Consider the following 12,768-nt stretch of genomic DNA (forward strand, 5'->3'; position numbering starts at 1 on the left):
TATGTCCCTGCCTCCCCTCCATGCTTTTCGAGTGTTTGAATGTGTTGCCCGACTCGGACACGTCGGTGCTGCCGCCGCCGAGCTTCACGTAACACCCGGTGCCGTCAGTCAGCAGTTGAGACTGCTGCAAAGCTCCCTGGGCATCGACCTGTTCTACAGACAAGGGCGTCATTTGGTGTTGACCGAAAGTGGGTTGGCGTTGCAACGCTCGGTTGCACGCGGTATGCACGAGATCACTGAAGGCGTGCGCCAGATCTCGGAAGAGCACTTTCAAGCGCCTTCGGTCAAGGTGCTTACGGTTTCGACAGAACCCATTTTTGGCGCGTCCTGGCTAATGCCGAGGCTCTTCGCCTTTCGTGCTGAACATCCCCATATTCACCTGCGGATTATTAGCGCGGACGATCCCAGCGAAGTGGACTGGCGTAGAGCTGACATCGCAGTGCTCTACAACGCCCCGAATTGGGAGGGGTTTTGGTGGCGCCCCTTGCAAACCTTGCACATGTTCCCGGTCTGTTGCCCGCAATTGTTGCGAGGCCAACATGCATTGAAACAACCGGCGGATTTGATGTATCACCGACTCTTGCATGAGGATGATGGAACACAATGGCGGCGCTGGTTATTCGAGGCTCGCTTGCCTTACCCTGGTGATGCGGATGTCCATTTCGAAGATTTCGGCATCGCGCTACAGGCTGCACGGGATGGATACGGGGTTGCTCTGAGTGACGAAATCAACTCATCGCGGGATTTGGAGGAAGGACGACTGGTGCAGCCCTTCTCACTGAAAGTGCCCGCAGGGATGGATTATTTCTGTATCTGTAACGAAGAAAGTCGCGGGGTCCCCGAGATCGTACTGCTGATCGACTGGCTAGTTGAGCAAGCGTCATCCCGTTGAATCAGCGTGATCGTGCTCGGAACAGCTAATTCGCCATCCTGCGTCAGGAGGTGTCGCCTTGGTCGTTTCAGGTCGTCGGATAGCCATAACGACTATCTATATAGGGTTGCAGCCCTTCGCGACAGGCAGACATAGCCCAAAAGCAGCCGCCAGATTTTCAAACTCGCGCGCTCGACTTCAATGTCACCAAGTGCTGTGCCGTCTGCAACGCTTGCAGCAGCTTAGCCAGTGACTCCGTCGGTACTTTCCCTTGTCGGGTGTCGACGAGGATAGTGTCGACGTTACCCCCGACGGTATTTTTTACCGCGGTGTCCAGAGGGGTATCTATTTTGAATAGCCCTTTCTGTTCGAGGATCAGTACGCGTTGTCGGGCCAACTGCTTACGGTCTTGCAGATTGAGGTAAATGCCAACCAGGATCATCAGCACGCCGATGCTAAAGGCAATGACGCTGATCCGCGTGGCTGGTCCTCCAGTGGTGTCTACGTTTGCCTGCAGCTGGGTGGACTCGCTTTATACACAACCTGTCCGACGATTCCTCCGGCAAGCGAGAGCCCTATCACTACCGCTCCGTTGCGGATAAGCGTTAGGCCTAAATTTTTGGGGCGGACAATGTGGACGCGCTTCTGGCTAAAATTCGAGATGAAATCAAAGCCCTGAAGCGGGTGGGGGCCTAGCCATTCTGCAGGCTTCGGCAGTGTCCAGTGCTTGGATGATGTTGGGCGATACGGTGCTCGAATTGAGCATGTATAGCGGAGCATCCGGGAGGGCTGCAGTTACCAGTTCAGGATGGGTAGGGAAGGACATTTCGCAGAGCACAGCGATATCTCCACCGACTTGCTCTTGGGGGCCGGCCAAGTGACGATAGCCGAGCAAGGGCCAGGGCTGGCTACGTTCCTTGGGCCAAGACCACGTAGCTGCGTCGCGGTCATACTGACGGACCTCGATATCAATCGTTTCGCGAAGGGCTTCTCTCCCAGGATTGATTTCCCGCCAGATGGGCTCGAAAACCATAGCTTTCCGCGTATCGGGAATGAGGCTTCCCAACAGTGCAAGCACAGGGATTGGTGCCATGCCGAAGAGACTGAAGTGCTCGACCTCACTCAATCGCTTGTGCGAGCTTTCAAGTACCTTGGCTTCAAGCTCACGCCGTACCAGCTTGTTCGCTCTGATCCAAAACTCGGGATCGCTATCTAGCGTTTCGACCTCAAGGAGGCTCAGCAGGTTGATGTGGATAGGGTGACTCAATGCTGGTACCAGCCCAGCGTTCACAATGGCCATGTTGATGTCATTGATCACGATTGGCTGCAGTCGCGTATCCCCAACAGCAGCACTGATGTACACCGCTACGCTCTGGGGCTTCTTGGCCAGGTCCATGAGGCGTCGTACCAGAGCCTCTTGATCGAGTTTCAACTTTCTCAGAAGGTCAGTGGGGAATAGCTTCTCCCCCCTGTGCTTGTCATCAATGATTTTGTGGCATTTTCGGCACAGTAAAAGGTGGTTTTCGATCTGATCTGCAAGGGCAGCAGACTCCTCACCGGTCCCTCGAACACCACCAACTGAAGAGGCCACGATGTGGGCGTTCTCGGCGAGGTTGTAAGCTCTCCAGGCCAAGGGGTCACGACTCAAATCATCGTTGCAGCGCTGGCATCTACCAGCGGCCCGTCCCCACAACAAGCGCTCGTCGCCTGTCTTAAGGTCACCATTGCGCCCCTTGCCAGGGCTTGTCGTAACGTCATCAGCTGCGGCGTTGTTATCAGGTTCTGGGGCTTTGGCAGATGTGTCTTCCATGCGTAACACCTGGTTTTTTATACATGATGGCGAATGCTAGCATTCCAGAACTGCCAACGCTAACCAGATGAAAGCAGGTTGGCGTCTAGCGGTGGCGCCGGCGGTGCCTCGAAGCAGACGGCTCGTTCGCTGGAAGTACTCATGGGCCAACAAGAGCGAGGCCGTGACTTTGAGGGAGGGGCCTATTGCGGCTAGCGTGCACCTAGGCACAGCCCCAAAGAGGTCTTGGGTCCTCACTCAGCTCACTTTCAAGATTGGAGTGTTCGGGACATCCCAATAGAGGTAGAGGTAATGTTTTTTCAATTAAATGGAAGTTTTAATGAATAGTCTGTTTTCTACAATTGGGGCGATTTTTGATGTTGTCCTTAAGCTGGGTGGTAGTGCGTTAAAGTGTAGTATTGCTATTGGCAGTGTCTGCGTGATTTTTTATGCGCTGCGGATTGGGCACTTTCCAAAAGGGTTAACGCTAGGTGACGGGCTGCTGTTTTTGCTGACCGCCGGATGCTTCGGTATGGTCTATGCGCTGTTTTCAGCGTCTCTAACATCTTTGGGTGTGGCTTTCTCGTTTCCGATAAAACTGGCATGCAAGGCGTTTATCTGGATTGCGTCACTGTTCAATTCGGAGATGAAATCAGTAAAACTAAAATTGGTTAACTTTCACGTCATGTCATTGTTTTTTGCTATGCCTGCTGTTGCATTCATCTGGGCGTTCGGTGAAAAAGATCCGATGGCGTATCTAAGTTTGTCTTGCTTGTCAGTGTTGATGTACTTGCTTTATTCTGGGGTCAAGGCAATAGAGGCGGAGTACCGAAGTTTGGGGCGGGTACTAAATAGTCCGATCGATACCAAAGAAAAAGAAGAGCTAGTCCGAATGGGTAGGGTTGGTAAACTAAAAAATATTTATATTTCTTTGGTTTGTGCCTTGATTTTCACCCCACTGGTGACCAGTGGAGTAACCGGTCAGCTTGCTGATGCTGCGATGCGTCTTGCCCAAGTGCGTGTAGAAAAATCGGAGGTTTATCTAAAGGCTCCCTACTCAGAACTGCTTCCTTCAAACTTGCTCGAAGTTAAGGCAAAACCAGTAGAAGGCTACAAAGCATTTTCCGGTGTTGTAGTTGAGTTTCAGGGTTTTGGAAACAGCACTGTCATTACGTTCAAAGATGGTCAATCGAAGAGGCAAGTGGATGTGCCGAATGATCACTTGATCGTGGAAAAGGATCGGAAATGAAAGCATGGGTTGGCTCGTCTATAGGACTATGCAAGTCAATCTAGTACTTCTTTTACAGGGAGAGTGCTCGCCTACAGCCAGGGAGATATCACTACAAGTTGACCGTAAGCCAACCCCGATGCGTTATGGGGTTGGCACAGCATCGATCAATATCAGCTTAATGACGCCTCAGGCTTGTTGCAGTGTCGAACTCTTTGTTTTTGCTTCTGAGGTTAATCGACGTGGCAGGGGGTGTGCACGATTGCTGGCTGATTTTGACTGTGGGAAGGGATAGTGACACCCCATGGATAGGGTGGGGTGCATGAGCGTTCGTACTGGTAAATAATAGCGGCTGGCAAAAGTCTTCTGTCGTAAATGCGCCCAAGATTGAAGACCACACTGTTCGGCGCAGCGATAACCAAGTGAATGGTTTTCACCCCTTGACCGGCGAGTCCCTTCAGCGCTTGTAGGAATTGCTCAGCAAGGGCGCTTTGCTTTTCCACTGACCAGTGAGCATTGGACGATAGCTCACCCATTTTCATGTGCATGATTGGCAAATCTGGGAAAGTGGTAGCTATCGCAGGTTCGTCAACCGGATAGGATATTGAAAGTGCGAGCACGGCTTCCTCGGCAGGGGCAGCAAGCGCAGCCACGGTTTGCAGGCGCTGACCATCATCAATACCGCTTTGAATCAGACGCCACTGGCCTGCACCCAGGCGGTCCCAGTCAAAGACCTTTATCCCACCCCCTTCATCATCCACCAAGCATCCAGTGAGGAATGTAAACGGCACGGGCATGAGCCCGCCGTAGGCGATTTGGATATCGTTTTTATTCTGCCCATCAAGGCGGCGAACCAGGTCACCTCTGCCGTCCACCACCTTTTGTAGGGCAGTTTCTGGGTGCGATATGCGCCCTTCCGTAATCCCCTCACGAATATCGACGAGGATGGTGTCAACTGTGCCTCCGACTGTACTTTTCACTGCAGCATCCAAGGGGCTATCAATCTTGAACAACCCTTTTTGCTCAAGCAGAAGCACCCGTTGGCGGGCTAGCTGTTTACGGTCTTGAAGGTTGAGTAGAACTCCTACAATGACCATCAGCACACCCACGACGAAAGCGGCGACGGCCATCCAGGCGGCAGGTCCTCCTGTGGTATCGATGTTTGCCTGCAGTTGGGTTGATGCGCTGATGTACCTGATTGTCCCGGCCAAGCCACCAGCGAGGGAGGCGCCCATAACCACCGTGCCATAGCGGATCAGACAGATGCCAATGTTCTTGGGGCGAACGAACCAGTCGACGATTTTTCGTCCCCAGCTTAGTAATTCTTCCTTAAGCATCCTGAAATCCAAAAATTTGAGCTAGTCGATGTGAAAATATTGCAGCACGGCCTCGTCGAGAATAATCGCGGAAGGCACCGAAGAATGCCACCATGATTTGAATATTTATCGTAACAGCGGAAGGAGGAAGGCGTGGGATGCTAGTAGTCGGCTACCTCAAGGTGAATAATAAAAATGACGGGAACATTGCTGACGTGTTACGTAAGGAATAGGTTAGGTTGAAATGCTAAGTAAGATAATTATTGAATGTTAATAAACTAATTAATATAGGTATGTGCCATGTCCAGACTCGCTGAATTCCGTGCGCTTGAGCAGAAGTTCCCTGCTCAGTTGGCAGAGCTAGAAAACTTAAAAATGACGGTGCGTAGAAGCAGGAAATTGAGTTTGAAGGAAAGCTTCATGCACTTCTTGGGGAGTACGGTTACAGCTTGCGTGATGAGATTGCGATCCTAGATCCCAGTATTTGCTCAGATATTGCAACCCGTCCAACGAATGATGCTAGGAAGCCGCGGCTGATGAAGGTGTTTAAGAATCCCCATGCCGGGGAGGGGGTTGAGACTAAAGGTGGCAACCATCGGACTCTTAAAGAGTGGAAAGCAAAGTATGGGGCAGACACTGTAGAATCTTGGCTTTCCTAAGCTCTTCACGCTGATTCGCCATTTGATTACTTGGCAGCCTTTGTGGTGGAGAGGGCGAAATTATCAACCTAGTACTGCTCAGTCTCGAAAGAGCGGGAGTAATAACGACGGACAGCGACTACTTGACTGCGGCTGAAAGGTGCAAGCGAGGGGCCTCAAAAGATCGTTCCCTCGCGCTTTTTCTGGCTCACGAGGCTGAAGGACTTCTGAAACCTTTGTCCTTTTGGGTAGTAATTGGGGCTCCAAGCAAGCCAGCTGACCGGCCTGCCGCATGTGCGGCGTGTCAAGCTTACTGCATTAATCGCAATGCAAACGTTGGGGGTGCAAGCCCTCTTATAGCCACATTAATAGGAAAAGCTATGAGCACAGCATACAAAATCGTAATAGAGGATTGGGATGGAGACGGTGCAGTCCGGATCCCGGACGTTGCCTTGCAGGAGCTTGGGCTTGACGTTGGTGACTCCCTTTGCTTGATAGAAGAGTTTCTTGGTAATAGTCGCTGTTTGGTGCTTTCTAAAACTCCGAAGGTGCCCGATCGTATGGATGAGCCCTTCAGTTCCTGAGCGGTTTTTTTGGAGTGATGTGCCGGTAGCTGTCTGCAGTATGCTCTAATTTAGTTAATTTTTCGGGTTGTGTTGTGAGGGGGCAGGTGATGGGTTTTCTAAACTGGTTATTGAGGCGGTCGTCCAGCGAGCCTGTTGCTGACGACACCTTGCGGAGTGCATCGGTTGAAAAAAATGTGGGGAAAGAAGTAGAGGAGAAGACGGAGTCTAAGCAGGATTTTTCGGAAACCAATAAAGCGTTGGCGGCAGTTTGGAACGACGTGGGTGTTGTGAGTTCAACGGTAAAAGCTGGGACAGTACTTTATTCTGGGTTGCGCTCTAGGTCTTCGATCTCGGATGTCAAAGCCCTTATAGCGAAGCAAGGTAGCCTATGGTTGTCGCAGAGTGCATTTTATGCTGCAGAGTACTGCTATCGTGATATGGGAACTACTGCGGTACGGTTCTTGATTAAAGTGAAGTTGTCAAGCGATCTTGAAGTGCTGAGGTTTCCTGATAGCTTTAACCCTGCAGATTCATTTGTTAGGTATGAGCGGAATGGCGGGGCTTTTTCAGTCAACTATTCGGAATCTTTGGGGTTGCGGCGAGACGGTGCGCCAGATCATCATATTGTGAAGCACTTCAAAGAGATTGCTGGATTTCAGGGGCTTGGAGTCGGGTGCGTCGGGCATGTTCGGTATGCAATAAATGACGAGTTAGGAGCCGTACCTAGCGAGATAATTGAGCTGTTTACATATGATCTGGATAGTGTCGAGGTACTAGATTTAATGATCCCTCCTGATACGAAAGATAATTTTAAAGGCTTGATTGGTGATCCACTATCTTCCGCTGGCGAGAAGCTATTTCCTGACTAATCTCACTTAAAAAACTATGGGGTGGACGGTTAAGCATTCGATAATCGATTACAGCCGTAGTGAGGCTCTTGATTTATAAGGCCGTGGGCGGCATTGGTTTCAGGGTTGCTTGGGCGAGGTGCGATTTGCATTGTTACTTAAATTGCCACTATCGATAGCTATACTCTGGTATCCTTTCTACTCTATACATCTACTTTTGACGTCAGGAGGAAGCTAATGAGCAGCGAGGAGCTTTACATCTCTGTTGATATTGAAGCATCCGGCCCAATTCCTGGTGAGTTCAGTATGCTATCTCTAGGTGCCTGTGTAGTGGGGCAGGCAGAGCAAGCGATTTATATAGAGCTAAAACCGGATAGCCCAAAGCACGATCCCGAATCCCTTAGTGTAACGGGGTTCGATCTTGGTGAGTTAGCTAAAACAGGGCTCCCGCCATGCGATGCGATGCGGAAGTTTGCTGAGTGGGTCTCGCAGGTCAGCGTTGGTGGCCAAAAGGCGATTTTTGTAGGGTTGAATGCACCCTTTGACTGGTCGTTTGTGAATTTTTACTTTCACAAATACTTGGGCGAAAACCCTTTTGGCTTTGCAGCGCTTGATATCAAGGCTTTTTACATGGGGGCTTTCAATCTTGAGTGGAGGCAGACTAAGTCTTCGCATATGGCCGCAAAGCTGCAGCCGCGAAGTTCTGCTACCCACAACGCTCTGGATGACGCCCGCTTTCAGGCAGAGCTGTTCGACTTGATGCTGCGTCGTAGGGCTGCTCAGGAATGATTAGCGCTGCTTATCGTTGCCTCGAGGCATGTCCCATTTCTGAATGACCAGGCTTTGATGCCGTTAGGTTCGGTTGACTGGCCGACGATGACAGCAATCGGGTGGGGCAGCTCATTGGAATATTGTCTTGCGAATTTTGAGAAGCTAGTCATGTCCGTCGGAGAGATTGCTGGGATGGTTTGTGGGTGAGTGTGCCAATAGCCCACAAGCCGAAGCCCTTTGGCATTGGCTGATTCAATCTCTCGTTGGCAGCGTTCGCCATCGAGCTCCAACCATATCCTTCCTGCTCGATCTTTTGGGTGAGGAGGTGTGGCCAATGTCATGATCAGTCCATTCGGATTCGAAAGATCTACAAACAACTGGCCACCTCGCTCAGAGCGCCACAAGCATTGTCGGTGCTGATCAAAGACACTGGCTACGCTTCGGGAGACAGACAAACAGCTGTTGATTTCAGGCCACCACCAGTTCCATGCAATTGTAGTCATGCCTCTCCACCTTCAGGCGTCGGCCATTCTCGCTCCAAGACAATATGTTGGACCCCATTTTCAAGTTTGGGACCTTTGTAGATGCCTCCGCGATTGGCAGCATCTTGTGGCCTATAGATCGTCGTAATCCATGCCTGCTCATTGAGTTGTGCGGTCAATGACCTCAAGGCCGTTTGTACTACCATGGACGCCACGTTCGCCATGCCTGAAGCTCCTCCGGGGATGAAGCTTTGGCCACAGGACGGGATAGCAATGACGCCGTCACCCTTTAGCCATTCGGTGTATTTAAAGTTGAAATTACCACTGTCATCGAAGAGGTGGCGTCCATCATATTCGCCTGCGGGAGCCAGCAAGGCATGGCCAATCAGGGTGTGGGGTTCACTCCAAGCCTGCAGTAATCCCCATTGAGTGCCGGCAGATTTCCTTCGCCACAACGCAGCCTCGGATGACCAGTCGGCAGTAGTGACGATGACTAAGTCGGAATTTTCGAACAGCCCTGGCTTCGAGATAAGCAGCCTTTCCGCGAAGTCCACGTATGGGATGGCCTTAACGGTCGGTAGGTCGCGAGTAATTTTTTCGGCAAGCGCAATGGCTTTCCATTTCCCAAGATCATCGGCGCCGAGTACATGGCGTCCTAGGTTTGCAGACTCGAGGACATCAGGGTCGATCAGAACAATCTCGCCGATACCTGATCTTGCCAGCTGTTGGGCAATGGTGCTGCCAAGTGATCCAATGCCAACCATTACGACGCGAGCCTTTTCTAGCTCTACTGCGGTGCCGCTGAGATCGCGTGACAGAACTTCGTTCCGGTCAAGAATGTTAATGATGGTCCCGCGTACAAGAACGGGAACATGATTTGGCTGATTCTTTCCTGACCATCGACGTGCCGATCGGAACCCATACCAACGACCGTGGTCCGGCTGCTTGCTGTAAGAGCGAACGTCTAGGCAATAAACCGGAGAGACGTCTGGGCCCGGCAATTCCAATACGATCCAGCGGTTTGCCAAGGATCCATGGCCTGAGAACCAAGCCAGAAATTTCTTGCAATCGTCTGGGCTGAGATGTGGCGTTAACCATTCAATTAGACGGTCAGCGTCAGGGATGCGCACGCTAGGGAATGTCTGCAGCTTTAGGTAGAAACCAGGTACCGCAGGTGACCGAATTTTTGCGTTAAACCCAGCGATGCGTCTGAAATGGATTCTTAGCGATTCAATGCTGGTCGCGAGCCATGCAGTGTGATTCCGTCGCGATGGCCGAGGGTCGCTAGTCGCATAAAGCTCGGAGCCTGATTTCGGGCGCTCCAAAAGCAACAGATCCTGGGGAGAGACGCCAAGCTGCGTGTTCCAGTAGCTGGTGATTTCACTGCGAAACTCGGCATCGCGTATTTCGGGATCTGAACCCTCTGTGACGAAATTTAGGATTGTGCTAAAGCGTGAGAGGCTATCCTGCACAACCGTCTCTGGCGTGCCAGTAATAGGTTTTTCACGAAACCCATGCAGGCATAGCCCTGATTTCATGGCGTGGGGCCACTCAAGCCAAGGGGAGGGCTCTACATTGAGTCTGAGCGACGCGCGTGGGAAATCGCGCGGAAACGCGATGCGCAATGTTCTAGGTTTGCCGGTGTAATCAGACGGAATAGGGAAGGAAAAACAGACGACTTCACCATCCCGAGTTTTTGCGGGAGTTAGAAGGGCAGCAGCTTCCGTTCCCAAAAGCTCGTTGAGCGCGGAAATACCGCGCTCAACCTCCGGGCTATGAGTTGCATCAACCAAGGCGTTCAACGGGCTTCACACTCGCTTGAGGTTTACTGCTGATTGCAATGCCAGTGAGGGCGGTCAGAGCAACCGAGTTCTGCGTGATGCCCTCCTTGCGCCCGGGCAGAGTCCAATTTTTTGGAATCTCACGATTGGCTTCGTTGATCAGTTTCTTGCCGATACCAAAGCTTGAATCCATTGCTCGAGCGAAAGCCTCTTCAGACTCATGGGTTCTCAGCCCCAGCATAATCGAAACGGTCGCGCTTGCGTGCCAGTTGTAAAACGCTTGGCGGTATTTTGCACCCTCGTCTAGGCGGTTCCATTTTTCGGCGAAGTTCTCACCTGAATCTTTGGGGTTCAAGACCTGGTACTGTCCGAACACCTGTGAAACGAAACTCGGCATTTTTTCCACGATCTTGATAATCGCGTCAAGTGGGCGGAGTGGCGAGAAACGGGATTCTTGCACCACTTGCAAGTAGGCATGTGTAGCGAGCGTGGTGATTACTGCTGAGATCGGGCGGTGGCTTTCACTCCTCGTCTCAATCGCCCACTCATCTCGGTGCCGTTTCAGCAGTTTGATCGTCGCGCGCAATGGGTCGTTGTCGTCGTAATCTTGGTAGGTTGGAAGTGGATCTTGGGTTGCGGAACCTACGACCAGGTCGCGACTGTCCATGGCGAACGCTTCAAATCCTTCAAACGATTTGAGCAAAATGTGTTCGTCAGACGCGGCATTAAGCCAGTTTGCGTATGGAATGGGGCTGCTGGGCTTCCATCCCATTTCACGATCGGGCACCTCCAGCTTGCCTTCACCCTTGGTTTCGCGATTTCCATTAATCGCGCGTGCCGGGGTGACGTCGATGTGAAAGCCTGGATTCTCGTCAGCGTATACGATACGAATGCCGCGGCGGAGCTGTACGATTTTCGCTGTGACTCGAGTACCTTCAGTAAAGCGTTTTTCAATTGCATCCAGTACGGCAGTAGCATCTGCGCCACCCGCATTGGGTAGCCAGACAATTGCGTCGGCATCAATGGTGCCGAGGTCTTCAGGCGCATCATCGACAGGGTTGATAGTCGTTTTTAGGCGCATCGAGCCTTGCGGGAAAATATGGGCCTCAGCAAGCAATGGATCGGTTGATGCCGAAAGAATTTTTTCCAACTGGTTGTATCGGCTGTCGATAATTTCGTACTGACTTTTAGTCAGCGAAATATCGCGAGCGGCACGGAGGAGCAGGTGCTCCCAGCTGAGACGTCTGGTTTGTTCATCTTGAATAGTCATATCAAGCCTCGTCAGAGAGGGAGCCATTTTTTAAGACGAATAGATATCGCCTCGTGCTGACGTGAGTCAGTTTGAAAGGCATGTCTATTCTGGTTTCGTATAGCACTAGGGCATCTAGCCTGAGCCGTGGGGCGCAGACGTCGTACAAACTTTCTGAAAGTGATTAGTCAAGATTTTCAGTAAGTCTTACATGTAAGCGCAATGCTATGACCACGCTGTAGATACTAAGTTCTTATAGGAGGTGGTCGAGAACCATTGATTCTGCGTTCACCATTCCCAGCTAACGTGGCGGCGTTTTTTTGACTTTTACGGGTGTCAAAATCCTTGCGGCCATCAACTCGGTCTTGGAAAAAAATATTATCTGAAGAGGGTTTTATGTTTCGATTTAATCACGTTTACTAGTTGAAGTCAAAGTTAAAGGTTGGTGGGATTAAACGTTTCATCTTATGTAACTTTTGAAACAAAACCTATATTTTACGGTGCGTAATTAAACTGTGGGTCGTACCCCTTGAACTGAACGCGACTAAATGAGTCGCGCCCGATCGGGATGGATCAGATTGAGGCCACTAAATTCGTTACTCTCACGCTCCAGTGCGTAAGGGGCGGCGAGGGCATTAAGTGTCTGGTCAGGCGCCTAGCAAGGTATTGGATTTGCCCGGGCTAGTCCGTCGTGTGCTACGTGCTTTGTATATTGTCTGCAATTTACGCAGATCTTGACCCTTATCTTTCCCAAAGACGCGATCTTCGTAATAGGCGTCATCTGCCGTGTGGTAGATGATCGAGTTTGGCACCCCGTTGTCATCGAAGCTTACCTCGAGCTTGATGAGTGCTTCGGTGCGCCAATGCTTGGTCTGGTTAGCGTGAGGAGGGGTTGATAAGGCAATCTGTTCAATTCGTATTTGCTCATCTCGCTGACAGCATTCCAGAAAATCCAGAAGTGCTCGCGGTGTTGCGAGCAGTACTACGCCGAAAGTGAGCCTGGATTCCCCTCGCTGTTTAGTGTGGACGTGGAAGAATGTCTCGCTAGTATCAACCCTGGGCCAGCTTTTATAACTCGGGTCGACTTTGCCAATAAGAGTGATGACCTCTTCCTGGGGGTCTGAAACAAACACGGTCTGGAGCCTCGTTTAGAACTGTGACGGAGTGGGGTGGTACTGATTAATTGGGGGTAACGGATTTTCTCACATATGCTGTATGCAGCATAGCAC

General features: G+C 51.2%; 12 protein-coding genes and 1 pseudogene. 6 read left to right on the top strand and 7 right to left on the bottom strand.

Annotated elements, in window-relative coordinates; genetic code table 11:
• Position 1: 1 nt before the first annotated feature.
• Positions 2–892 carry a LysR substrate-binding domain-containing protein gene (locus V0R60_RS10265; protein ID WP_330079607.1) on the top strand — a complete coding sequence of 297 codons (891 nt, stop codon included), beginning with the start codon at positions 2–4 and terminating at the stop codon, positions 890–892.
• A gap of 157 nt (positions 893–1,049) precedes the next feature.
• Here the strand turns inward: V0R60_RS10265 and V0R60_RS10270 are convergent, their stop codons facing one another.
• Together V0R60_RS10270 and V0R60_RS10275 are read right to left on the bottom strand one after the other, a co-directional pair.
• Positions 1,050–1,388: a hypothetical protein gene (locus tag V0R60_RS10270; RefSeq protein ID WP_330079729.1), complete on the bottom strand. Its 339-nt coding sequence runs from the start codon at positions 1,386–1,388 to the stop codon at positions 1,050–1,052.
• Positions 1,389–1,538: 150 nt separating this feature from the next.
• Entirely contained in the window at positions 1,539–2,681 is a 1,143-nt protein-coding gene (locus V0R60_RS10275) for an HNH endonuclease (protein WP_330079608.1), read from the bottom strand.
• Between the two features lie 319 nt (positions 2,682–3,000).
• Here V0R60_RS10275 and V0R60_RS10280 point away from each other — a divergent pair, with 319 nt between their 5' ends.
• Positions 3,001–3,909 carry a hypothetical protein gene (locus tag V0R60_RS10280; protein WP_330079609.1) on the top strand — a complete coding sequence of 303 codons (909 nt, stop codon included), beginning with the start codon at positions 3,001–3,003 and terminating at the stop codon, positions 3,907–3,909.
• A gap of 212 nt (positions 3,910–4,121) precedes the next feature.
• Here V0R60_RS10280 and V0R60_RS10285 read toward each other — a convergent pair whose 3' ends face one another.
• The gene (locus V0R60_RS10285; RefSeq protein ID WP_330079610.1) at positions 4,122–5,225 is read right to left on the bottom strand and encodes an SAVED domain-containing protein; all 1,104 of its coding nucleotides are present in this window, start codon (positions 5,223–5,225) and stop codon (positions 4,122–4,124) included.
• A gap of 279 nt (positions 5,226–5,504) precedes the next feature.
• On the opposite strand from V0R60_RS10285, the pseudogene V0R60_RS10290 reads away from it, so the two are divergent.
• The 4 genes and pseudogenes from V0R60_RS10290 (at position 5,505) to V0R60_RS10305 (ending at position 8,045) form a co-directional block, all read left to right on the top strand.
• A pseudogene (locus V0R60_RS10290) lies at positions 5,505–5,863 on the top strand (histone-like nucleoid-structuring protein, MvaT/MvaU family).
• A 359-nt stretch (positions 5,864–6,222) separates the two neighbouring features.
• Positions 6,223–6,426 (top strand): AbrB/MazE/SpoVT family DNA-binding domain-containing protein, encoded by a 204-nt coding sequence (locus V0R60_RS10295; protein WP_330079611.1) that lies wholly within the window; start codon positions 6,223–6,225, stop codon positions 6,424–6,426.
• A gap of 89 nt (positions 6,427–6,515) precedes the next feature.
• A complete protein-coding gene (locus tag V0R60_RS10300; protein ID WP_330079612.1) occupies positions 6,516–7,277 on the top strand; it encodes a hypothetical protein in 762 nt (253 codons plus the stop codon).
• A 216-nt stretch (positions 7,278–7,493) separates the two neighbouring features.
• Complete coding sequence (locus tag V0R60_RS10305) at positions 7,494–8,045, top strand: 3'-5' exonuclease (RefSeq protein ID WP_330079613.1); 552 nt, start codon at positions 7,494–7,496, stop codon at positions 8,043–8,045.
• Here the strand turns inward: V0R60_RS10305 and V0R60_RS10310 are convergent.
• From V0R60_RS10310 to V0R60_RS10325, 4 genes are all read right to left on the bottom strand, one after another.
• Positions 8,036–8,530, bottom strand: coding sequence for a Mov34/MPN/PAD-1 family protein (locus tag V0R60_RS10310; RefSeq protein ID WP_330079614.1), 495 nt, complete (start codon positions 8,528–8,530; stop codon positions 8,036–8,038). The genes V0R60_RS10305 and V0R60_RS10310 overlap by 10 nt on opposite strands.
• Positions 8,527–10,311, bottom strand: coding sequence for a HesA/MoeB/ThiF family protein (locus V0R60_RS10315; RefSeq protein ID WP_330079615.1), 1,785 nt, complete (start codon positions 10,309–10,311; stop codon positions 8,527–8,529). The genes V0R60_RS10310 and V0R60_RS10315 overlap by 4 nt, the downstream gene beginning before the upstream one ends.
• Positions 10,295–11,560, bottom strand: a complete 1,266-nt coding sequence (locus tag V0R60_RS10320; protein WP_330079616.1) for a nucleotidyltransferase domain-containing protein — start codon at positions 11,558–11,560, stop codon at positions 10,295–10,297. The genes V0R60_RS10315 and V0R60_RS10320 overlap by 17 nt, the downstream gene beginning before the upstream one ends.
• 626 nt (positions 11,561–12,186) lie before the next feature.
• Positions 12,187–12,672 carry a hypothetical protein gene (locus tag V0R60_RS10325; protein WP_330079617.1) on the bottom strand — a complete coding sequence of 162 codons (486 nt, stop codon included), beginning with the start codon at positions 12,670–12,672 and terminating at the stop codon, positions 12,187–12,189.
• Between the last annotated feature and the right edge of the window lie 96 nt (positions 12,673–12,768).

It is taken from the genome of Pseudomonas auratipiscis, assembly GCF_036324085.1.
GTDB classification, from domain to species: Bacteria; Pseudomonadota; Gammaproteobacteria; order Pseudomonadales; family Pseudomonadaceae; genus Aquipseudomonas; species Aquipseudomonas auratipiscis.